This window comes from Haladaptatus sp. AB643 (genome assembly GCF_024136975.1).
GTDB lineage: Archaea > Halobacteriota > Halobacteria > Halobacteriales > Haladaptataceae > Haladaptatus.
The window spans coordinates 32,242-54,988 of the sequence record NZ_JAMYJW010000019.1 but is presented as its reverse complement, the minus strand read 5'-3'; the positions used below and the strand labels follow the sequence as shown (position 1 = coordinate 54,988).

The window sequence follows — 22,747 nt, the reverse complement described above, 5'->3', positions numbered from 1 at the left end:
ACCCTGTGGGCTTTATTATACACTGACTAATGGCCTCATGCCCGAAAATGGCGGTTTTTCAGTAGGAAGATATGCGGTGAGAGGGGAGATAACACACCACAATCCGCAGATAGATAATATCCACAACCAGTCACGCACGCGTAATAGCAAATAGATAAGCCACCCCCGAGTCAGCCGATCTTCGTGACTGACGGGTCCGATATGTTATGAAAATACATGCGGGTGGGTAATCGCAAGACTGCGGGATTATGAACTCGATACAACGGTTTGAATGGTAAACGAACAAGAACGAACAGTACGGGAAAGTGGGTGCAACATCCGGGAGCAGCTTCTCCGTTTATTACCTCCCCCAGGAACGGACATGTATGAGCGCAACGACACAACAGGTCGAAGAACAATCTAGCTCCATGGATACGACATCGTCCGTAGAGCTGAGCGAGGATCAAATCTACCATCTCCTACAGAACGAACGACGTCGTTACGTCCTTCGATATCTACACGGCTCGAACGGACAGGAATCGATGCGCGACATCGCGGAACAGGTCGCGGCATGGGAAAACGACAGCACCGTTCAGGCGATCACGTCCAGTGAACGCCAGCGCGTGTACATCCCGCTTTACCAGTCCCATCTGCCGAAACTCGACGAAGAGGGTATCATCGAGTACGACCAGAGTCGCGGGACCGTCGAAAAAACGGACATGGCCGACGTGTTGTACGACTACCTCGAACCGACCGTAGTTGCGGCGGATGACGACGAAGATGGGAGTGATGACGAGCAAACTCGCTGGGAACATTACTACCTCGGCGCATCCGGCATCGGCGTAACTCTGCTCGCCGGAGCGACACTCGGTCTGTCCCCGTTCGCGATACTCCCATCCAGTTCGGTCGGACTGGCGATCCTCGGCATGTTTTGGGCGTTAACAGTTGGACAGCGACTCGCGTGACGATCGACCAAACGACCGAGAGATAGGGGATGTTTTGCTGATTAGTTTTTTACTAATACAACTCATGTTTTCGTTTAGTTACACCTGTGAATTCGTCAGATCACCATGAACCGACGAATCTCGGTCGTAACCTACTAGTAAGGCAGGCTAAATACAAAAGGTATAAGCAGTAGAAATCCAACCCCAAAGGAAAAATACTCAGCGCGGAAATACCAAACATAGAACGGTTCACCTTACGAAACCGGAAGCCAGACTTCACACCAACATGACAAACAGGCAACTAGCCATCTTCTCCGTCTGCCTGCTACTCCTCGCCGCCGTCGCGCCGACCGCGTCCGCCGGTGCAACACCGGGAGGTAATCAATTCGTTATTCAGAGCGTTACGTACGCGGGTGCGGGCGTTGCCAAAGCCGGGGGCAACATGACGTATTTGTGGCGGTCAGCACCACACAACGAAACAGTAACAGTGTATACGGGGAACCGTTCCGGAACGCACGAGGTGTGTACGAATTTCCGTACGACGGGGAACGACACGACGAATTTGACGGGCACGAAGACGTGTCGGGAGGTATCCTTCTCCCCTAACAGCGTCCAACAAATCAATTTCAGCTTCGGGAGTATTTCGACGAACGCGAGCGGGCGACAGAACGCTGTTGCGACGGTCAAAGACGGAGAGAAGGTCATCGCACAGCAAACGGTTTCCGTCTATCTCATGGTGAAGACAGGCGATGACGATGGGGACGACCTGACCAACGAGAAGGAGATCAAGCTCGGAACGAACGTTACGAGCAAGGATACCGACAAGGACGGGCTCGAAGACGGCGAAGAAGTGAACAACTACGGGACGAACGCGACGAAAGCGGATACGGACGGGGATGGACTCCGCGACAGACAAGAGATAAGCATCGGTTCGAATCCGACTCAGGAGGATACCGACGCGGACGGGTTGTCCGATAAGCGCGAATACGAACTCGGAACGAACGTCAGTAACGCCGATACCGACGGTGATGGATTGACCGACGTTTCGGAAGTGAACGGCACGACCAGACCCACGATGGCGGACAGCGATAAGGACGGACTGAACGACAGCGTGGAGGTCGCAGGTGCCACGGATCCGATGAAACCCGATACCGACGGGGATGGGTTGGAAGATGGAAAAGAGAGGAAACTCGGGACCGATCCGACGAAAGTAGATACCGATGGGGACGGACTGGCTGACGGAAAGGAGAAAGAACTCGGGACGGATCCGTTGAAGCGAGATACCGACGGCGATGGACTGAGTGATGGATTCGAACACAGCTTCGGGACGAACCCGAACAGTCGCGTTCTCACTGGCGGCCTGTACCTCGTCTTCTTGAGTTTACTCGTCGGGATGGCGCTGTTGGTTCAGCGGAACGGAACCGAATGGCTACCGACGCTATTCGGGGGCGAGAGCAATCGGGACGGAGAGCCCAAACCCGAGCCACACCTACAGGATGGAAAAGTGACGACAGACGCTGATCGCGTCTTAAAACTCCTGCGAGAGAACGGAGGTCGGCTTCCACAGGGGGAAATCATCGAGCGGACGGGGTGGTCGAAATCGAAGGTAAGTCGCCTCCTTTCGAAGATGGAAGACAGAAAACAGGTGAGTAAGATAAACATCGGCCGGAAGAACATCGTCATCCTCTACGGACAGGAACCTGGAAAAACGAATAGCACGTCAGAAAAACCGCAGTAGAGACTGTTGAAACCGCTATTCAACGGGTAGTTCGGCGCCAAAATATCAAAATATACGACATTATAAAGACACATCTAAACAGAGTAGAACTGTATCAAAATCAAATACATTCGGTTTACATTCCTGCTAAGATACCCCCTTAATCAGTCTATAGTAATGGGGGTAGGGAGAAATGTCGAAGACAAGAGCCAGTCGTTTCCAGCAGTTGGGACGGCGGGGCCTATAGGACACACCCATGAACTACCTTGACACAATAGACGGACGTGCGACAGTTCGTTCTGGCTTGCTTCACGATACGACGGGGCGTGCCAGCTCGGAACGACAGTACGAGCAGTCCACAAGAAAAACGGAGGAGACGTAGGATGTGTGGAATTATCGCCCGTATTGGCGAAGGGGATGCGATTACGAAGCTCGTTACGGGACTCGAAAACCTCGAATATCGAGGCTACGATTCGGCCGGGGTCGCCGTCCAGAACGGGTCAGGGATATCGGTCTACAAGCGTTCGGGCCAGATCTCCGAACTGAAAGACAGCATCGTCGGGAGCGTCCCGAAGGGGAACATCGGAATCGGTCACACCCGATGGAGCACGCACGGACCACCGACCGACGAGAACGCTCACCCCCACACGAGCGAGACGGAAAACGTCGCCGTGGTTCACAACGGTATCATCGAGAACTACAACGAGCTCAAAGAGTGGCTCAAGGGAGAAGGCTACGAGTTCACGAGTGATACCGATACCGAGGTCATTCCACACCTCTTCGAATACTATCTCGAGGACGCGTCGAGCATCGAAGACGCGTTCCGCCAAACCATTCGCGACCTCGAAGGCAGCTACGCGGTCGCAGCGATCGTCGATGGCGTTCACGCCATCTACGCGGCCCGACAGGGATCGCCGCTCATCCTCGGGCTGGATAACAACGAGTACTACCTCGCCAGCGACGTGCCCGCGTTCCTCGACCACACTGACCGGGTCGTCTACTTCGAGGACGGCGACGTCGCCATCCTCGAACCGAACGGCGTGACGATGACCGACCTCGACGGGAACATGGTCACTCGTGACGTGGAACGGATCGACTGGGACCCTGAGGACGCCGGCAAAGGTGGCTACGAGCATTACATGCTCAAAGAGATCAACACCCAACCGAACGCACTCGCCAACACCATCGAAGGACGAGTGGAGGACGGGGAAATCAGCCTCGAAGACTTCCCGGACGGGACGTTCGCCGATGTAGACGATGTTCAGTTCGTCGCTTGCGGGACGTCGTATCACGCCGCGCTGTACGGACAGCAACTCCTCAATCAGTGTGGAATCCGTGCACAGGCGTTCCGAGCGAGCGAATACGTCGATTCGTCGGCCAGCACCATCACGGAGGACACGTTGGTCGTCGCCGTTACCCAGAGCGGGGAAACAGCAGACACCCTCAGCGCCCTGCGAGGTGCGAAGGAGAAGGGTGCACGAACCGTCACCGTAACGAACGTGATGGGTTCGACGGCGGCCCGTGAGTCCGACGACGCGCTGTTCATCCGAGCCGGACCGGAGATCGGTGTGGCCGCCACCAAGACGTTCTCTTCGCAAGCGGTCATGCTCTCGCTCCTCTCGCTACGGCTTGCCAAGGACATGGAAACGGCAACCCCACCGAAGGATCAAGCTGACCTTCTCCGCGACTTGGAGAAACTGCCCGAGCACGTTCAGGAAGTGCTCGACACCACGAACGCCAAACGGATCGCCAGCCGATACACCGGCAGCGAGGCGTTCTTCTTCATCGGTCGAGGGCTGAACAACGCCGTCGCAAAAGAAGGGGCACTGAAGTTCAAGGAGATCACTTACGAGCACGCCGAAGGGTTCGCCTCCGGGGAGCTGAAGCACGGACCGCTCGCACTCGTAACGCCGGATACTCCCGTATTCGCGCTGTTCAACGGCGAGAAGGACAAGAAGACGCTGCAGAACGCCAAGGAAGCACAAGCACGCGGCGCACCCATCGTCTCGGTCGCGTGTGCAGGCCACGATTCGGAGAAAATCTCCGATGCATTCCTCGAAATCCCCAAGACCCACACCGTCTGGGCGGGACTGCTGGCGAACATCCAGTTGCAGCTAGTGTCCTACTACGCGGCGAAGAATTTGGGTCGCCCGATAGACAAACCGCGAAATCTGGCGAAAAGCGTTACCGTCGAGTAATCGACGAAGGTAGTGTCATGGAACGCGGTCTATTTTTTGCGGATACGAACGGGAACGTGTTTGGAGTCGATACGCGTGAAACAGAGCGAGCAGTGCGAACGCCGCGATAGTTACGTACGCAACCGAGAGGACGAACGTACTATCGACGACCCATGCACCAACCACCCCGCACACGCTGAGAATTGCGAGCCAAAGATACCGAACGCTCCAGTCGGTCGTAGACATCGTCCGGAGGTCACACGGGAAGAATATTATTATCAGGTGAGTAAACGCGTGGCTAGTCGCCACATAAACGGACGAATTCGACGGTGAAAAAGAACAAACAGACAGATATGTGGAAATGCCTGAAAGTAGCAATATCGGCCGAGCCAAAACTTATTACTAGCATCGCTGAATAGTAACAAACGTCCCGTCGTCGCCGTGGCAGACGTCGGCAGGGACAGCTGTCATCCACTTTCATCCACATCCTTCTGCGCATCGAAGTTGAGAGCGACGGCTGCGGGGGAGGATCGGTCGATGTCGTCGTGAAGGAGGTACATTTCGTCTGTCGCGTTGGGATTATTACCCACTCGCGCAAGCGTCACTCCGCGTACTCAGCCACGAAGGCGTCGGCCGTCTCGAACACCTCGTCGGCGGCGTCCGGGTCGCGGGCCTCGGCGGCGATGCGAACCAGCGGTTCGGTGCCGCTGGCGCGGATGAGGAACCAGCCCTCGTCCAGTGATACGCGCACACCGTCGATGGTCGTAGCGTCGTCATAGCGCTCGGTGACGGCGGCCGAGAGGGATTCCATCAGACCGACCTTGTCCTCGACGTGGACGTTCTTCCGGCGGATGGGGTACTCGCCGACGTCGGCCGCGAGTTCCGACAGCGACCCGTTTTCGGCGACGAGTTCGGCGAGGCGGCAGGCCGCGAGGGGACCGTCGGGGCAGAGCGTCTGGTCGGCCCAGATCCACGCGCCGGACTGCTCGCCGCCGAAGACGACGCCGGGTTCGGTTGCGCGCTCGGCGACGTACACGTCACCGACCTGCGTCCGCACCACGTCTGCGCCCTGTTCGGCGAGGACGTCTTCGACGATGAGGCTGGTATCGACCGGCGTGGCGATCGTTTCGCCCTCACTGGCGTGTTGGCGTGCGAACAGGGTGAGCAGCACGTCGCCCGAGATGAAGTCGCCGTTTTCGTCCACGGCCATCATGCGGTCGGCATCGCCGTCGTGTGCGATTCCGAGGTCCGCGCCGATTGCCGTAACGTGATCACAGAGCGACTGGCAGTTCTCCGCCGTCGGTTCGCTCGGACGTGCGGGGAAACGACCGTCGGGTTGAGCGTTCAACGTCTCCACGTCACAGCCGAGTTCGTAGAGGGCGTCGGCGGTGGCCGCACCAGCACCGTTCCCGACATCGATGACGACGGAGAGATCAGCGGGCGAGACGGCCTCGGCGAGAGTTTTGACGTGTTTGTCGTGTGCCCCATTCCAATGTGTTTCTTCGCCGGTTTCGTCCCAGCTTGCGAGGTCGAACGCCTCGTCCTCGATGATGGATTCGATTTCCGCGCGTTGGTCCGCATCGAACGCTTGCCCGGACGGGTTCCAGAGTTTGATTCCGTTGTCCGTCGCTGGATTGTGCGATGCGGTGATGGAGACGCCCGCATCGGCGTCCTGCCACTCGACGCTTCGAGCGACGGTCGGCGTCGAGGCCAGACCGAGCATCACGACATCGGTACCACATTCGCGGAGACCGGCCGAAAGTGCATCCGCGAGGAATCGTCCGCTGTCGCGGGGGTCACGTCCGATAACGACGCGCTCGACGCCGGTCGAGGCGAGCGCTCGACCGACCGACAACGCGAGGTCTCCAGTGACTACTTCGCCGACAGGGCCGCGAATTCCGCTGGTTCCGAACATTGATTCGTACGACATCCGGGACGGCCAAAAGGGTTCCCTTCGGACGGGACTGTTCACCGGAAAGCAGGCATGAGTCGTCGGTTTTTACCAAATGAGAGAAAAGTTCACAACCGTCCGTCTACATAGAATGTGAGAGTATATCACGCAAAGGAACGAATAGTAACTCGAAACGAGTGAGTGGGGATGTACACGGGAATACTCGTGGCGACCGACGGAAGCGACAGGTCAGCCATCGCGTTGGAGCACGCTTTCGAGTTGGCGGCACAGTTCGACGCGACGCTCCACGTGGTGTACGTACTCAATACAGCGAACAGTCCGCTTGGACTCGACAACGTTCTCACCGACGTTCACAACCCACCGGGGGAAGCGCTCATCGAGGAAATCGTCCAGGAGGGACGGGAGCAGGGTCTCGCCATCGAAGGCCACGTCCTCAAAGGGGTTCCCCACGAAACGATCGTCGAGTATGCCATCGAGAACGGAATTAGTCTCATCGTCATCGCAACTCACGGTCGAAGCGGGATCGTGCGAGGGATGCTCGGCAGCGTCACCGAAAACGTCATCCGTCGCTCGGAGGTCCCCGTCCTCACGGTTCGAATCGGTAGCGCCGACGGCTGAGCGACCGAAGTGAACAAAATTTTGATGCTGTCGGGAGAATCCCGCAACATACCGGGGAAGACATCAGAGTTATATTTGAGCATGCTAAACAAAGAATTAGATGGGTCAAAAACGGGGAGTTGGAATACCATGTCGCGAGTAACGAACGAGCGATCGGGATTCTCTGCTGACAACGGGGAGATGATGTGATGAAATACTCCTTTCGGGAAGTTCTCTCATACCTCGGACCGGGATTCATCATCAGTGTCGCGTACATGGACCCCGGTAACTGGGCCACGAACATTTCAGGCGGTGCGAAGTTCGGATCAGCGCTCCTCTGGGTCATCGTCCTCGCCAGTTTCATGGCGATGGGAATTCAGATAGTTGCGGCGAAACTCGGTATCGCAACAGGGAAGGGTGTCGCACAGCTTTGTCGGGAGCGATTGCCCCAGCCTGTCGTTCTCGTACTCTGGACTGCTGCAGAACTCGCGATGATCGCGACGGATATGGCGGAAATCATCGGCGCAGCCATCGGTTTCAGCCTCATCTTCTCACTTCCGCTTTGGGCGGGCGCGATACTAGCGGGAATCAGTTCGTTCGCGCTTCTCGGGGTCAGAACCGCACACAAACGCGGATTTCGGTGGGTCGAACTACTCATCATGTCCCTGGTCGGCGTCATCTCGATCGCGTTCATCTTCGAGATGGCGCTCGCGCAACCGACCGCAGGAGAGATCACGAGCGGGCTTGCACCGAGTATCCCGAATGCGAGCGCACTGTACGTCGCTATCGGGATACTCGGTGCCACCGTGATGCCTCACAGCGTCTACCTCCACCCGTACATCGTCCAGGACCGTCGGAGCCGTCTCATCGAGGACGAAGGAGATACGGAAGAGGTTCACCGGCGTCACTTCGTCCTCGAAAGCGTCGATACCGTCATCGCGCTCTTCGGAGCCATGTTCGTCAATGCGGCGATGCTCATCGTTGCGGCGGCCGCGCTTCAGGGCACCGGCATCGAGACCCTCAACGAAGCGTACGTCACGCTCGATGGAGTGTTCGGTGGACAAGCCAGTTTGGCGTTCGGTATCGCCCTCATCGCCGCCGGACTCTCCTCGTCGCTCGTGGCGACGATGGCCGGGCAGACGGTGATGGACGGCTTCCTCGACCTCAACATCAACGTCTGGATTCGACGGTCAGTCACGCTCATTCCAAGTTTAGCCGTCGTGATCGCCGGGTTCGACCCGACGTCGGTGCTCGTCGCCTCGCAGGTCGCGCTGAGTTTCGAACTCCCGTTCGTCCTCATCCCACTCGTCTGGTTCACCCGGGAGGAGGGAATCATGGGTTCGTTCCGCAACTCGTCGCGAACGACGAGCATGCTCGGGATCGTCATCGCGCTCATCATCGTCCTCAACATCTGGTTGCTCTACTCGACGCTGTTCGGGTGACGTGTTCATCCGAAAAACCCGTAGAGTAGTTCGAAATCAATGCACCGATGGCCTCGTCGACGAACGCACCGACGAGAAAGGCGACGAGAATTATGGTGCCGATACGGAGCTTTCGGTCAGAAGCCACCGAATCTCAACAGAATCCGGATTCATACGATCAGACGGACGACGATGAAGAAATAGGTTCGGAGAGGGACGGAACCGGTTGCGGTCCATCGTCCGGAACGTGTGTCGGTTCCATCGGCTCTTCGATGCGGTATATCATCGCACCCTCGTTCTCGTAGACGAGTTTGTATCGATCCGAATCGACGAGGTGTTCACGCATCCACGGTTTCTGATATTCGTCGATGCCACGGACGGTGTAATGTCCTTTCGGGACGTACACGTAATCCGGGTTGACCTTGTTGGAAACCAACTTCTGGGTCAAGCAGGTTTTGCCCGGACAGCGAGATATCCGCTTGTACAAGCCGAGCTGATGCCGATACTTGGAGTGGCCTTTCCACTCGACCCCCCACGGTCCGATGAGAATCGTCCGGTCGGTCATGAGCGGGAACCACTCCGCGCTGTCGCCGAGGACGACGAAGTTAGCGCTCGGACTCGTGTTGTCCTGAGCCCACTGCATCGCAGCCATGTCGTCGTCGTCCACGAACGACGGCTGTGTCGAACTGCCGAGATGGGAGTGTAAATCACCCGCCGCGAACGCGACACCGACGCTCGAAACCAGGATTGCGAGAACCATGATGACGGCGAGCGGTGCGGACCGGGAGTATCGCGTCCGCTTCGACCAACGACGGACCAGCGGAACGATGACTTCGAACACGAGTACCGACGCCATCATCACACCGGCCGGGAACTGATATCGGAGTTTTCCGAGCATGTACGCGCCCGAAAGCATCCACAACGGGAGGAAAAACCGGCGCTTTGCGACGAGATATGCCGCACCGGCGAACGAGCCGATGAAGAAGATGGTCGGCATGCTCATGTCCAGCGGGTAGATGAACTGCTTGATCAGACGGTGCATTCCACCACCCAAACCAGTGTGTGTCCCGGAAGCGGCGGTAAAGATACTGGGACCGTGAATGGCGATGATTTGAAGCCACCATGGGGAGGATATGATCACCCCTCCCATGACGACGATTCCACCGTACACCAGTCCCCGGAGCGTTCGATTGAAACACGCGTACATCACGAGATACGTCGTCCCGAAAAAGACGGTGTAAACCGGATGGGTGAGTATGATCAGCCCGAAGAGGACAGCGGAGGCTAAGAGCCACTTTCTCTCTTCCGTTTTGAACAGTTTGATACCCGTGTACGCGCCAGTCACGACGAAGAGGAATGCGGGGGCACGAACGATACCGCCCGCGGAGAGGTGCCACTGAAGGACGGGCGGTGACACTGCGAGGAGAAGCGTGGCGAACCCTGCTCGCGGCGTCGAGTCGAGTATCTCACGCGAGAGATAGTAGAACGGCACGAGATACAGAATCGTGACGAGGCCAGGAAGGAAACGACTCAACGTGATAGGGTCGACGCCAGTCGTATCCATCAAAATTGCCGAAACGTAGTACATCAACGGTGGATAGGCGAACGGAACACCTTCCTGTGTATAAAGCGGGATTTGAGCCGGAAGACCGTAGCCGTGTGCACTTATCTCACGTGCGATTTTCATATAGAGGCCCGCACCGTACGCCGGGTACGGATGCGTCATGAGATACGTGAGATACACCAGTACTCCCGTCCCCATCGCTGTCGCGAGCCATGCACGTTCGTCGCTGGCAAGCTCAACTAACTTCGATACGGCATCCCATTTTTGTCGATCATTGATTTCATGTGACATCAGATTTCACTCCAACTTCGATAGTCGTTTGATAGTTTCCCCGACCGGGGTTCGCCGACACCCTCCGACACGCACCATTCGCTTTGTGAGTGGGATGGGCACCGATCTGTGAACCTAGTGGGCGAGAGAGTTGTTGCTTGTATGCAAGAGCGGCCGACTATACTTTCTTTCTGGCCGCGATGCTTACAATTCCTGCTCGTATTCCGTCTACGTTCGAAACGCGGTTCGGACATCGCAGTATCGAACACGTGGGAGGAGAGCACGGGGGGACGGCGATACGGCATCAGGGAGGGCATCTTTTTCATAGCGTGTACGTGGAGACTTTTTATTATCGCGTGACTAAGCCGTTCAAGCACTGTTTGAACGGTGAATGAACGATATAGTACGATCCTACTGGAAAGTGAAAGTCGCAGAACGATAATATGGAGATCATATATGGGAAAATACAGCACAGTATACTTAATTTTGTGGAATCGTTGATAGCATGGAAACTGCTCGCACGGCCCATTCGAGGTAAGGGAGCGATCGTGTCTCGGGTGATATCGATCGTATCCATTCGATAGTCAACCGACCGTGTTTGGAAAATAGGACAGATACAATCGGATAGTAGACAAAATAATACAAATGTCGATTTATCATATATGATGCATGGTATCATATAGCGCATACACACACACACCACGTTTCCAGTGAAATAGGAAAAAGGTGGGTGGAGGGTGCAAATGAAATGGGGGTTTGATGGAATTTCCATACCACAAAACGACAAGAAACGCTACTCACCCCCATATATCATGTGTTGAGAACATAGGATAGAGAATATATAAATATGTTTTAATTAGAATATATAGGGGGAAAGGAGACACCGAGTTTCCAGTGAAAATAGATGATTATAAACTTTTGATCCAGACGGAGAGGAAACGCCGAGAAGTCGAAAAGGAAGCGGATGAGAGGGAGTTGACAAACGGCAACAGTCACAAATAAATCATGAAATGGGGGAAGTGCGGTCAGCAGACAGACGCGATCTACAAGCCGTATAAGCACAAATTTCACCGGAAGCGAGGTGTCCAACGGAAAGAAAAGAAGCAGTTCTTGGATTTCCGATCCGAGCAAACGGGAACGAAATCACGGAGTGACAGTCAAGGTTACAAGAGAACGAAAGGGACGGTAAAAAAGAAGCGAGAATGACGGGAGAATCGAGAGAACGAGGGAATTCACTGGAAACGTGGTGTGGGAAACAGATCGATTTCACTGGAAATCAGGTGTGAGAACATCCACGTAAAGCGGGTGAAATACAACACGTTTTCTTTTCATTTTCGATCTTTTTCTCGCCATCAGCAGCTTCGGTCGCGTTCTCAAGACACCACGTTTCCAGTGAAAAACCCCCCTATGGACTCGAGAAAACATCTCAACCCCCGTTTCAACTCTAACTATTCGTGACATACGTCACGAATTTATCTTAGTCAACGACTAGCTTAATGGACTTTAACACATCTTGAGTATATATTTTTTTCTATGGCCATCCCTTAAATATCCTATCAGTTACATTATTCGAGGCAATTTTTACCTGATGTTCTCTTCCCTCCCCCACCTTTTCTGCCTATTTCACTGGAAACGTGGTGTGTGTCTCACTTCAATCTCATCCAAAACGACGGACATGAAAAAAACGGACCCGAAAAAAACGGACACCAAAACAACTGACCACCGATAGCGACCGACCAAAGTCTAGTGCAGAGCACGATCGCGGCTCAACCGAGACCAGCAGAACTCAACCGAACAACCCGATTTCTCATGTATCACTCATACCTCCGTTTCCGCCTCAACGGACCTTGCTCTGTGACGGTGATCTACATTCCTGTAACCGGCTCCCACCTCTCTTCGGCCCGGAACAGTAAAGGGATTTCACTGGAAACGTGGTGTCCATGAGCGATGCCGACTCGGACGAACTCTTCTCCCGGGAGGACCTCATCTTCGCCAAAAAGGAACTCCTCGAAATCAACCATCTCCCGACTCACGGGAGGATTGTGGGCCGAGACGATGAAATTTCTGCTCTAGCGAACGCCCTGAATCCTGCTTTGTTCAACCAATCTCCGAGCAACGTCTTACTGTACGGAAAAACTGGAACTGGTAAATCACTCTGTGCCAAACACGTCTCCCAGCGTCTCGTCGAAGAGGCTGACGAGGAGGGTGTCACCGTCGGTGTTGCTTACGTGGACTGTGCACAGGACAGCACCGAAACACAAGCCGTCCAGACGATTGCGAGTACAACGAACACCGAGGAGACGGACATCTCGATTCCTGACAAAGGAATCTCCACTTCGACATACTACAAGCGTCTGTGGCGGATTCTCGACGCTCTGTACGACGTCGTCGTCATCATCCTCGACGAGATCGACAAGTTGGAAAACGACGATATTCTGATGCAGCTTTCGCGTGCGGGTGAAGCAGGGAAACTACAGCACTGTAAACTCGGCGTCATCGGCATCAGCAACAAGATCAAGTACAAAGATCGGATGGACGAGCGGGTAAAATCGAGCCTCTGTGAGCGTGAATTCGTCTTCCCACCATACGATGCCAACCAGCTTCGAGCCATTATGGAGGCTCGTAGTGACGCGTTCAAACAGGGCGTTTTGGAACCGGGAACGATTCCGCTCGCCGCCGCTCAGGCCGCACAGGAACACGGGGACGCTCGCAAAGCGATCGATATCCTTCGATACGCAGGCGAACTCGCGCAAGCGGAGAACGCCGAACGGGTCCGGGAAGAATACGTGAAGAAGGCCCGCGAACGCGCGGAAAACGACCGATTTCGTGAACTGATCCGTGGTGCGACACCCCACTCGAAATACGCGCTCCAGGCCCTTGCAATCCTCTCGCTGGACAATCCTGACGTGGATGCGTTCCGAACCAGCCGGGTATACGAAGTGTACGAACAGGTCTGTCGCCAGGTGGATAGCGATCCGCTTTCAACCCGACGCGTTCGAGACTTGCTCCGTGAGCAAGCGTTCCTCGATGTTATCGAACAAGCCCGTCAGAGTGGTGGTAGTGCTGAAGGGAGTTATACCGAACATCGATTGCTGGAAGATCCGCAAGTCGTCAAAAAAGTGCTCGTCACCGAGTAGTAACTGATTCCCGACGGACGAAAGCAGTTGCTCGGGGACGAATGTTACCGAGGTACGTTTATTCTCCCCACAGTGCTCGACATCGTTTATCACAGAACGCATGGATTCGGAACCCGCTTCCATCATCACTGGCGAGAACTGGATGCCACTCGTTCGTCTCAACTATCGAACCGCAGTACGAACAGATATCCGTCCCTGTCTTCGTTTCGGTCTCTCTCGATATCCCTGTCTCCCTCGATACGAGACCCCCTCTTCTATCGTTTCTACTCATCGCTCTGTTCTCGATTAACACACACTTCCGTCATATTATATATTTTTCTATCTATTACTAGCCATAGAGCTTGATATCGATTATTCCAAAATATATATGATATCACTCATAATTCTGAACTACCTCATCTCGCTCCTCGGAGATTATTTCACGCTTCTAAATTTAGAAACAAAGTTCTCGGACTACACACGCAACTGTTGCCCGAACGCTCGAGCAAGGACACAATGTGTATTCTCTGCCATCGAAAACGGATTTGGCGTAACCGTTCAGGGGGACATACAGCACCGAGTCACGTTTCGACGTCCGTTCCTGATTCGGAATCGAAACGAAAATCCGTGTGATCGAACCCCGTGTCGTAGGCTGGTATGGGGTCGGATTTCCGTGCTTGACGGACCGTCAACTGGAAGGTCAGTATGCCGACGACGAGTAACGCGATATTCGCTGGTCCATTGTTCGCATAGACGAGATTGAATGTATGTGGCTTTTTAAGCACTGGGTAGAGCGGTTTGATTCCCATCGGCGTGATCACATCGCCAGCAAGATGACAACAGACCCCTCCGAACCCAGTGACGAATCCATAGAACGATTCTTCCCGTCTTCCAGCGAGCGCGAGCGGCTCGAAACAGTACACGATAAGGGCGAGTACTCCCCCTGCGAGGAGAGCCGCCCAAAGCGTATGCGTGAGTCCTCGGTGTGATAACTGTGCGATATGGAGGTCGATATCGGGTGCGATACCCATGGCCAGTGCTGTTACAGTTACTATTTTCGCCGCCCGTATTTTGTCGCGCGTAACTAATCCGAAAATGATGAATCCAAAGACGAACAGTACTATCCCGAAGTGACCGAGCGGGTTCATGTGGCCACCGGACGCTTGACATCCCCTGACATGCTCAAACGATCCTATGTACTGTCCCTCCCAAAACGTGCGGCTTCAACCGTGTAGACTTTAAGTTCCTCCTCGCTGGATTCTGTGTCGTTCCTTCACTGTCGTCAGCAATCCTTCTTCTCGACGGCTAACGTACTACCGATTAGTTGTTCCGTGTCCCTACGAAGTCGCTGTGATATCGCGGATGTCGATATATCGAGCTCGTGTGCGAGTTCGTTCTGCGAGATTCGACGTGGGATCTCGTAGTACCCGCACTCGAACGCCATCCGGAGCAGTTGTTTTTGCTTTTCAGTCAGCCCCACGACATCGGATTCCTCGTGGTCCGTCGCGTTACCAAGTTGATTGACACGGAACGTCACGTCGTTTTCCAGGCAGTACTCCCGGAACGAGACGAGTGCTTGGCGGGTTGGTATCTGCATCCTGACGACCCAACCGCCGTCCCCACTTTCTACGTCGAGGATACGCGCGTCGAGTTCCGGACAGCGTGGCGCGATGAGCTCGACGGTGGAAACCGGTTCCAGCCGATAGACTCGGCGTCCTTCGTACGTCTCGACGAGTACCGGCTCGGCAACCGTGTGGTCTTGTTGCAGTTCACGCTCGAACGTGTCGAACTCCTCGCCACGGACGGAAATAAAGAGATGCTTCGGCGTTGTCCCGGTCAAGTGTTCGGTTTCGATGGTGACATTAACGGCTTTGATAGTAGGAGAGAGGAGAAGATCAGGACCGGAGAGGGACACTTCGGCGACGATATCGTACAGTTGTCGTTCGATACCCGTCTCGTCGTTATTCGATACCGTCGGTGCCGGTTTTGTCAAACTGCCAGAATGTGGCTGGTTAGTGGCATTGTTGGATTCTCCACTCATCTCTGTAGTATATAATTAACGGCCGACTGATGGATGTTATAGCTATATTCGTAGCCCGTTCTCCCCCGGGCTTCAATATGTATAAATCGTGTCCCTGTTTCACTCGTCTTCGAACAGTATTGTTAGCAGGTTGCGCTCTGATGCCCGAAGATGGCGATTGAACGTCGGCTGTGAGACTCCAAGCGATTCGGCAATCTCTTGCCCGGTGCTTTCCCGTGGCCACTCGAAAAAGCCGCTCCAGTACGCCGTTTCCAACGCTTCCGATTGCCGATCGGTGAGGCGCTGGCGCAACTGTGCTCGAAAGTCCTGTTCGGTCTGTACCGGTCGGTCTCGCTTTCGACGGGCGATGAGTTCCGTGTCGCTGTAGCGATTTTGGAACGTTTCGACGAACAGACGAACGTCCGCCGTTTGTGGCAATTCGACGGTCAGTCTCGCTTCCCTTCCTTCCGCTGTCGCGGATTTTGGAATCGCTCCGTGGTCGAGCAGCAACGAGATTACGTTCGCCCCCGTCACTGTGCATTCGAACAAATCCTTTTTGTCATCACCGGTGACGTGTCGGATATCGTTGACGATGAGTGACTGGTCGGAAAACGAGACGACGGATTCCGGCATCGCTCCTTCCGTAGTGAAGAACAGTCGAAGCGTATCGTCCGTTTCGCGGATAACGCTCTCGAATTCGAACCGACAGTCGGCCATCTGGACGAACTTGATGAGCGTAAATTGCGGGTCACACACCCGGAACTCCAGCTCTACTGCGCTGTCACTCACCAGTGCTTTCTTGCTTTCGACGGCGTTGATGGCGTAGGCGATCGTTTTTCCGATGTCTTCGAGCAGGGATTTTTCTTCCGAATCGAACATATCCGGTCCGCCAGCATACACGGTGAGAACGCCATAGATACTCCCACCGTAGACGAGGGGAACGCTGATTGCCGCTCGATATCCCCTTTTGAGTGCTTCTTGTCGCCACGTTTCGTACGGTGGGTCACCGAGGAGATCATCGTCGATTGCTGGTTCCCTTTCCCGAGCCGCCGTCCATGCGGTCGTTTGTGCAGTCTCGGCCCCTGCTTCCGAGAGCTCGTCGAGAAACTCCTGTTCGTTACCGACCCACGTCCGCGCCGAGAGTTTGTCGGTCGTCGAGTCGTACTCCCCGATCCATGCAAACCGATAGGGGTCCGCGTTCGTTAACCGCTTGCAGACAGCGTGCTCGATGCCACTTCGCGTATCCATGTCGATGAGCGTTGTCAGTACGTCTCGAACGACCGATTCTCGGCGTTGTGTGCAGTTGAGTATCGCTTCAGTATCCGACAGGGCTGCTTCTTGCGTCGAAAGTTCCCACTCACGATCGAGACGGGTAAGTGCCGTCTCGGCGTTCGAAACGAGTACTTCTGTGAGTTTCGACTTGCTCTCGTCGTACTCGTTCTGCGAATCCTCGGTGACGATCAGTACACCGTGTTTTCCGAGCGGAAGGGCGAGACGTCGCCCGTAGTCATTTCGACTCTCGCTGCACGTTTCCCCTTCGAGAAATGCTTTCCACCCGAGTCCGGCGTCGATATCGAACAGTTGGTCGTCCGGTTCGGAAACGCCCTCCCATGCGACCGGTCGAAGTGCACCCTCTTCGCTGTCGTATCGTGCCACGATTGCGGACGAGTAGCCGAGTTCCGATTCCACAACGTTGGCCGTCGTTTCAGCGATCGCGTCCTCCTCTTCGGCGTCTATCAGACGTTTCTGTGCGTCTTGTACTGCCGAAAGTCGTCTATCGTGGTGAATCCGTTTCGCAGTATGGTTCATTCTACTCGCCAATGCACGGCCACCACCCGCTGCTGGTATCCATTCCGCGAGGTTGTTATCGAGGACGTTTTCGACGGCTCGGTCATCCGCATCGCAAAAGAGAAAACGCCTGATAGATGGGTGTGACTGTCGAACGTCCCGCAAGAACGAAACGACTCCCATTCCGCCGATCGCTGTCGTACAAACGACACAGTCGGCTATTTCGAGTATCTCGTGGATATCTTCGACGCTTGCCGTCGTTTCGACGGTGACACCCGATCGCTCTCGAAGCACCGTTGTCACTCCCTCGTCGTCGGGCGGGGAAACGAAGAGGATGCGAACTGCTTCAATCATTGTTTTCTTCCGTGAAGGGATACCTTGTACGACCGCTGACAACACCTTACTCTTCCGATTTCAGTCAGTTGTACGTTCTCCTATGGATAAAATGTACGGTTGTAATGTCTTAAACCCAGATATCTCTTTCAGATGGTTTCACGTCGTTCCGAATCCTCTAATGCTCGCATATACCGCTGGTTTTCCTGCTCTGCATATTGATTGCTCAAAAACGTACCATATTACTGTCTGTTTCAATTGCTGTCTGTAGTTGTGTGATAACAAATCATGTTCGGATGCGACGATAACGGAAGCCATGTCCTCCCCACCCGTTCGAACCGGAACGTCTGTCCGATAGAAGTGCCCTCGATCGGTGCTGGTAGATGCCGATTCTCGGACTCGCGACCGCGCGTCCTCGTGATCGTCTTCGTCATCCTTGCCGTTTTTTCCGATAGTGCTGAACTGATCCCCGCTTGACCCGCTCTTTGACTGTGAAACCCCTCCCTTTCTATCGGTTGACCATTCCGCACAGCCACCGGTTGTATTCCACTTCTCATTACCAATATAATCGGAATTGCTATCCGCCTCCCGAAAATCGCATGACTGCGGCCGATTCCCGAGGGGATATATTGCATAACGCTATACAAAATTAGCGAAGGGTTATTTACAGTTCTATAGAATCTGGTTTCTATCCCTGAAATATTCTCGCCGGTAACGTGAATCAATTGACAGTACTCTCGACGATCGGCTTCATTTCTCCGATTTCGTCGTTCTGTCTTTGCTTCGACTTGATCTCCTCCCCGATTGGCGGATCTTTACCTGTTCCCTCTCTGGAGAACGTCGCTATCGAGCGCTACCGCTGATCGTTATCGTGATCTTCCGATACTGCTGTGTAGGATTAGTCGGCGTGAGGGGCGACCGTCTCGGCCGTCTCGCTCATCAGTTCCGTCGTAAGATCGTCGGCTAGCGTGAGCACTGCTTCTCGGTGGTCGTTTTTCGAGTGATGAATAGAAGTAGGTCGTGTATTTTGTCCGTCGTATTCCGGGAAGTCAAATGTAGAGTCGGATTTGATCTCGAATCGTGTTCGTACTTCCGAAAGCAGTCCATGCAGATGAATGAGCTCTTGTTTTTTCATCCCGACGACAACTAACGACCGAACCCCTATAGTATTTCCTTGAGACAACCTCTCATACGATGACGCTCAAAACCCGCTGGGGGCGTTCTACCGCTCTTATTCATTTCTCACACTTTAGTCGGGTACACAAACTCTCGCTCACGATGTGCGGTTCACTTCGTGAAATCACTGTGAGAAACTGACCCTTTACGGAGAATCGTATCTCCCGTTGGTACTTTCACATCCGAGGTCATGATTCCTTCGGCGGATCCACCCGGTTTTTCGACGATGATTCGTCCGATCATCCCGAGCGTCTTATGCGGGATACAGTAGTAGTCGTGTGTTCCCACTGCCTCGAACGTGTGCTCGTATGATTCTCCCTTTTGTAGGACTTTGCTTCCCCACGCAGCTGCTCCTTCGGAATCCGATTGGTTTCGGCGTAGATGTTTCCTTTGTGGTAGGCCGTTGCGGAGTGGTTACCGCTTTTCGTGATGAACGTCACGCTGTCTCCCGGCTCGAGATACAACCCGACTGGGTCGAAGTAATTGCCATCCCCGTTGGTTTTCATCTCTACTGTCGCGTTACCCCCCTTCGGACCGGATGTCGGTGTTTTCACCTCGTCGTCCACACTGAACGCGGAACAGCCAGCAACCCCCGTGGCACCGACCGTTGCGACGAACTGCCGCCGTTTCATGTTACTATCATTTGTCGATCGAAATATGTTGTTTCCGATACCCTCATTCGACACTACTCGTCGGTTCTGTTGGCTGACGATCGAACTCGTTCTCCCGTTACTTTGCCACTCTTTGCCACTCTCTTTATGCACATGCCTCTCGAACTAGTTCAGGATGTTCGGTCGAACACGACGGTTTTGGACTGGGGTGGCTTTACTGGTAATTGGTGCTGCTCTACTCTTCGAAAGCTACATACCTGGATTCGACGGGCCAATTGTGCTGCTCGCAATCGGTGTGGTCGTACTCGCCGCCGGAACGCTCATGATCGCTGTCGAACGGGGACAGCGTCCCGTCTAAAGCCGTCGTACAGCTACTCCGGAGTTCCTCGCCCGCCCCTCCGTTAGTACCAATCGCGCCAAACCGGTTTTGCTAGACGAACCATCAAACGTTTGATGGTTTTTCTCTCTTTGCTAGTTTTGCTCACGGGTGTCGTTCGTACTCTCTTCTCCCTCCAATTCGGAATATTCGGCTTTTGGAGCCCGTAACCCGTCTTCCGAGCTTCCTTTGTGAATGTCTGACGCAGTTTTATGTGGTTTGGACGGTTTTTCGATTTTGTATGTCCGATACAGCCAAAATAGCCGTCTCGAATCAGAAAGGTGGGGTGGGAAAGACGACGGTGGCTATCAATGTCGCTGGGGCGTTGAGTCATCGGGGGAATGAGGTACTGTTTGTGGACCTTGACCCACAGGGGAACGCGACCGAAGGACTAGGGTTGGAATCGGAGTACGAGGCACAACCACCGACCCTGTTCGACGCGTTGACCGATCACGAGGTGCGCGGGGATGTCGATTCGCTCATCGTCGCCCACGAGGAGATGGATGTGCTTCCGAGCAATATCGATATGACCAGCGTCGAACCCGAACTGACGATGGCAATGCGCGGCCGAGAGCGGCTCGTACAGGTGCTTGACGCGCTCGATACCGACTACGATGTCATTATCATCGATTGCCCACCGTATCTCGGAAACCTCACTGACAACGCCTTGCTCGCCGCTAAAAACGTGCTCATCCCCGCACTTGCCGAATCGACGAGTAAACGCGCGCTGGAAATCCTGTTCGACCAGATGGAGGTACTGGAGGCGGAGTACGATACACAGGTTCGCGATCTCGGCGTCGTCGCCAATCGCGTTGAGGCGACCAACGAGGCGGATTCGATGCTCAAGTGGTTCGATGAGGCGTTCACCGATATTCCCGTTTGGGAGGTTCGAAAACGGGTAACCCTCCAACGTGCGTTCTCGGCTGGCTGTTCGATCTTCGAGTTCGAGGAGGAGTGTGATATGGCCGCCGTTTTCCTCTCTATCGCCGAGGACCTCGAACGTCAACTCGGGTTAGTGGAGGTAACCGCATGAGCGACGAGAGCCGTGCCGACCGTCTTCGGCGTCGTCGCCGTGCACAGCGCGAGCAACAGGGAGACTCCGAAGAATCGTCCACACAGTCCGAACGATCAAAGTCATCAGAACCATCAGAACCATCAAAACCATCCGAATCATCCGAACCATCAAAACCATCCGAATCATCCGAACTCTCAGAACCGAACGAAGCGTCCGCAAGCGACGAATCGGTCGAATCCTCCCAAACGCGGAACGTGGACGATACCACTGGTTCTTCCGCTGTGAGCGACTCCGAGAGCGTGAAAGCGACTCGCGTCGGCACCTACATGTATCTCCCCGAGAACCAACGTTCCACGCTCGACTTCCGCTACAAGGAGCTCAATCTCGCGTACGAACGAGCCGTCGGCGACGAACTAGAGAAGAACCGCCATTTCTATCCGCTGGTCGTACAGGCCGGACTCGAAGCACTCGACGGAGTGGATGGTGAAGAGATTAGAGAACGTCTCATGCAGTTCGAGTGAACGCTTACGCGTCGGTACTACTCTAAAAAGATCGGGGACCGTCGGAGGTTATTGGGCCGCTTCGAGGAGCGATTTGACCTTTTCCGCGCGCTCGTCGTTCGTGATGAACTTCTTGAAGCGCCATTCGAACGAGTCGAGGAGAACCTCGATACCTTCGTCCGTAATCGCATACTCGTTCGTCCGTTTGTCGAGCTCGCTCTTCTCGACCAGCCCACGCTCGATAAGCGTATCGAGGTTGGGGTATAGACGGCCGTGGTTCACTTCCTCATCGTAGAAGTCCTCGAGCTCGCGCTTGATAGCGAGGCCGTATCGGGATTCTTCTGCGAGGACTATCAGGACGTTTTGCTGAAACGCGGTGAGGTCGCGTGCGGTCGCCACGTTACTAACCGTTTCTGCCTCTGACATGGTAGTATGGTGTGATATTCTTTGACAGAGGTTATAAACCTTCCTACTTCAGACAATATTTATGCCCCCCTATTACAAATATTATTTAACAGTATCCGATTGATCGAAGATTATTGAGTTATGTCTGTAGATATTTGGCACAATACTCAAATACTGCTCTTTCTCCGATTCTTACACCCGTGATTTTTGTGCAGCGGACAAATATCTATCGGACGTCGCGTCGATGAACGTTTGGACACCTGTTACTATCCTCTGGCGTCATTCGACGATCTCTACCTGCTTTCGATCGCTTGTAGATGGCGTCGGCTGTTGTAATTCCGATCCCAACTCTTCGAGCGTGGATCCGGCCTCATTGATCGACTTGTCGGGCAAATCAAGTCGTATCTGTAGATTACAGTCGCGGCAACAGGCGTCTCCGACGATCCCCTGTTCGTCGTCCTGCCAAATGTCAACCCGAAAGTGCCGGTTGTCACAGTCCTCCGACGGACATTCTATCTCCCCGGAATTTAACATCGACTCGAGATTATCCTCGACGAGTTCAATAATATCAATCATATTCCCAACAAAGACTCCAAAATATTTAATGATACTGATCAATATCTATTTTGATAATTGGTTCTGACACTCCTTCACCATCCTTCCATCACTGGTATTGATGCTTCTATTGTCGTTTAATTGGTGGATAATAATGTGCTCTATCGACGTCGTGTTTAGTACGCCCTCATGTGGGCGTCTTGTGTGCGTTACGGTAAACGACTCGCTCGGCGTTGCCGGAGGCGATGGTAGTGGGCTGGCACCCCGCTTC

17 protein-coding genes are annotated in these 22,747 nt (G+C 54.3%); 8 read left to right on the top strand and 9 right to left on the bottom strand.

Annotated features, from left to right (window positions below; genetic code table 11):
- The first annotated feature begins 365 nt into the window (after window positions 1-365).
- The 3 genes from NKF25_RS23880 to glmS all read left to right on the top strand — a co-directional run bounded on the left by NKF25_RS23880 (window position 366) and on the right by glmS (window position 4,838).
- Window positions 366-944 carry a hypothetical protein gene (locus tag NKF25_RS23880; RefSeq protein WP_253229112.1) on the top strand — a complete coding sequence of 193 codons (579 nt, stop codon included), beginning with the start codon at window positions 366-368 and terminating at the stop codon, window positions 942-944.
- A 265-nt stretch (window positions 945-1,209) separates the two neighbouring features.
- Entirely contained in the window at window positions 1,210-2,661 is a 1,452-nt protein-coding gene (locus NKF25_RS23875) for a helix-turn-helix domain-containing protein (RefSeq protein ID WP_253229111.1), read from the top strand.
- Window positions 2,662-3,023: 362 nt separating this feature from the next.
- Window positions 3,024-4,838 carry a glutamine--fructose-6-phosphate transaminase (isomerizing) gene (gene glmS, locus NKF25_RS23870; protein ID WP_253229110.1) on the top strand — a complete coding sequence of 605 codons (1,815 nt, stop codon included), beginning with the start codon at window positions 3,024-3,026 and terminating at the stop codon, window positions 4,836-4,838.
- Between the two features lie 580 nt (window positions 4,839-5,418).
- Here the strand turns inward: glmS and glmM are convergent.
- Entirely contained in the window at window positions 5,419-6,732 is a 1,314-nt protein-coding gene (gene glmM, locus NKF25_RS23865; RefSeq protein ID WP_253229109.1) for a phosphoglucosamine mutase, read from the bottom strand.
- Between the two features lie 183 nt (window positions 6,733-6,915).
- Between glmM and NKF25_RS23860 the strand changes: the two genes are divergently transcribed.
- Both NKF25_RS23860 and NKF25_RS23855 read left to right on the top strand, forming a co-directional pair.
- Window positions 6,916-7,347, top strand: coding sequence for a universal stress protein (locus NKF25_RS23860; protein WP_253229108.1), 432 nt, complete (start codon window positions 6,916-6,918; stop codon window positions 7,345-7,347).
- Window positions 7,348-7,535: 188 nt separating this feature from the next.
- On the top strand, window positions 7,536-8,768 hold the full coding sequence (locus tag NKF25_RS23855) for an Nramp family divalent metal transporter (RefSeq protein ID WP_253229107.1): 1,233 nt from the start codon (window positions 7,536-7,538) through the stop codon (window positions 8,766-8,768).
- Window positions 8,769-8,925: 157 nt separating this feature from the next.
- Here the strand turns inward: NKF25_RS23855 and NKF25_RS23850 are convergent, their stop codons facing one another.
- On the bottom strand, window positions 8,926-10,602 hold the full coding sequence (locus NKF25_RS23850; protein WP_253229106.1) for a glycosyltransferase family 39 protein: 1,677 nt from the start codon (window positions 10,600-10,602) through the stop codon (window positions 8,926-8,928).
- A 1,919-nt stretch (window positions 10,603-12,521) separates the two neighbouring features.
- Here NKF25_RS23850 and NKF25_RS23845 point away from each other — a divergent pair.
- A complete protein-coding gene (locus tag NKF25_RS23845) occupies window positions 12,522-13,718 on the top strand; it encodes an orc1/cdc6 family replication initiation protein (RefSeq protein ID WP_253229105.1) in 1,197 nt (398 codons plus the stop codon).
- A gap of 560 nt (window positions 13,719-14,278) precedes the next feature.
- Here NKF25_RS23845 and NKF25_RS23840 read toward each other — a convergent pair.
- From NKF25_RS23840 to NKF25_RS23815, 6 genes are all read right to left on the bottom strand, one after another.
- Window positions 14,279-14,845: a metal-dependent hydrolase gene (locus NKF25_RS23840; RefSeq protein WP_253229104.1), complete on the bottom strand. Its 567-nt coding sequence runs from the start codon at window positions 14,843-14,845 to the stop codon at window positions 14,279-14,281.
- A 134-nt stretch (window positions 14,846-14,979) separates the two neighbouring features.
- On the bottom strand, window positions 14,980-15,690 hold the full coding sequence (locus NKF25_RS23835; protein WP_253229103.1) for a helix-turn-helix domain-containing protein: 711 nt from the start codon (window positions 15,688-15,690) through the stop codon (window positions 14,980-14,982).
- 147 nt (window positions 15,691-15,837) lie between these two features.
- The gene (locus NKF25_RS23830) at window positions 15,838-17,859 is read right to left on the bottom strand and encodes a bacterio-opsin activator domain-containing protein (protein ID WP_253229102.1); all 2,022 of its coding nucleotides are present in this window, start codon (window positions 17,857-17,859) and stop codon (window positions 15,838-15,840) included.
- Between the two features lie 877 nt (window positions 17,860-18,736).
- A complete protein-coding gene (locus NKF25_RS23825; protein ID WP_253229101.1) occupies window positions 18,737-18,973 on the bottom strand; it encodes a UPF0058 family protein in 237 nt (78 codons plus the stop codon).
- Between the two features lie 152 nt (window positions 18,974-19,125).
- Window positions 19,126-19,302, bottom strand: coding sequence for a hypothetical protein (locus NKF25_RS23820; protein WP_253229100.1), 177 nt, complete (start codon window positions 19,300-19,302; stop codon window positions 19,126-19,128).
- Window positions 19,254-19,646, bottom strand: a complete 393-nt coding sequence (locus tag NKF25_RS23815; RefSeq protein ID WP_253229127.1) for a hypothetical protein — start codon at window positions 19,644-19,646, stop codon at window positions 19,254-19,256. The genes NKF25_RS23820 and NKF25_RS23815 overlap by 49 nt, the downstream gene beginning before the upstream one ends.
- A gap of 596 nt (window positions 19,647-20,242) precedes the next feature.
- On the opposite strand from NKF25_RS23815, the gene NKF25_RS23810 reads away from it, so the two are divergent.
- Complete coding sequence (locus tag NKF25_RS23810; protein ID WP_253229099.1) at window positions 20,243-21,034, top strand: ParA family protein; 792 nt, start codon at window positions 20,243-20,245, stop codon at window positions 21,032-21,034.
- Between the two features lie 263 nt (window positions 21,035-21,297).
- The gene (locus NKF25_RS23805) at window positions 21,298-21,537 is read left to right on the top strand and encodes a hypothetical protein (protein ID WP_253229098.1); all 240 of its coding nucleotides are present in this window, start codon (window positions 21,298-21,300) and stop codon (window positions 21,535-21,537) included.
- Window positions 21,538-21,585: 48 nt separating this feature from the next.
- Here the strand turns inward: NKF25_RS23805 and NKF25_RS23800 are convergent, their stop codons facing one another.
- Window positions 21,586-21,942: a PadR family transcriptional regulator gene (locus NKF25_RS23800; protein WP_253229097.1), complete on the bottom strand. Its 357-nt coding sequence runs from the start codon at window positions 21,940-21,942 to the stop codon at window positions 21,586-21,588.
- Window positions 21,943-22,747 lie beyond the last annotated feature (805 nt).

Coding starts and splice junctions, on each gene's coding strand:
- NKF25_RS23840 (WP_253229104.1), bottom strand. CDS start 14,845: ATGAACCCGCTCGGTCACTTCGGGATAGTACTGTTCGTCTTTGGATTC.
- NKF25_RS23855 (WP_253229107.1), top strand. CDS start 7,536: ATGAAATACTCCTTTCGGGAAGTTCTCTCATACCTCGGACCGGGATTC.
- NKF25_RS23860 (WP_253229108.1), top strand. CDS start 6,916: ATGTACACGGGAATACTCGTGGCGACCGACGGAAGCGACAGGTCAGCC.
- NKF25_RS23815 (WP_253229127.1), bottom strand. CDS start 19,646: ATGAAACGGCGGCAGTTCGTCGCAACGGTCGGTGCCACGGGGGTTGCT.
- NKF25_RS23800 (WP_253229097.1), bottom strand. CDS start 21,942: ATGTCAGAGGCAGAAACGGTTAGTAACGTGGCGACCGCACGCGACCTC.
- NKF25_RS23850 (WP_253229106.1), bottom strand. CDS start 10,602: ATGTCACATGAAATCAATGATCGACAAAAATGGGATGCCGTATCGAAG.
- NKF25_RS23830 (WP_253229102.1), bottom strand. CDS start 17,859: ATGATTGAAGCAGTTCGCATCCTCTTCGTTTCCCCGCCCGACGACGAG.
- NKF25_RS23810 (WP_253229099.1), top strand. CDS start 20,243: ATGTCCGATACAGCCAAAATAGCCGTCTCGAATCAGAAAGGTGGGGTG.
- NKF25_RS23875 (WP_253229111.1), top strand. CDS start 1,210: ATGACAAACAGGCAACTAGCCATCTTCTCCGTCTGCCTGCTACTCCTC.
- NKF25_RS23880 (WP_253229112.1), top strand. CDS start 366: ATGAGCGCAACGACACAACAGGTCGAAGAACAATCTAGCTCCATGGAT.
- glmS (WP_253229110.1), top strand. CDS start 3,024: ATGTGTGGAATTATCGCCCGTATTGGCGAAGGGGATGCGATTACGAAG.
- NKF25_RS23825 (WP_253229101.1), bottom strand. CDS start 18,973: ATGAAAAAACAAGAGCTCATTCATCTGCATGGACTGCTTTCGGAAGTA.
- NKF25_RS23845 (WP_253229105.1), top strand. CDS start 12,522: ATGAGCGATGCCGACTCGGACGAACTCTTCTCCCGGGAGGACCTCATC.
- glmM (WP_253229109.1), bottom strand. CDS start 6,732: ATGTTCGGAACCAGCGGAATTCGCGGCCCTGTCGGCGAAGTAGTCACT.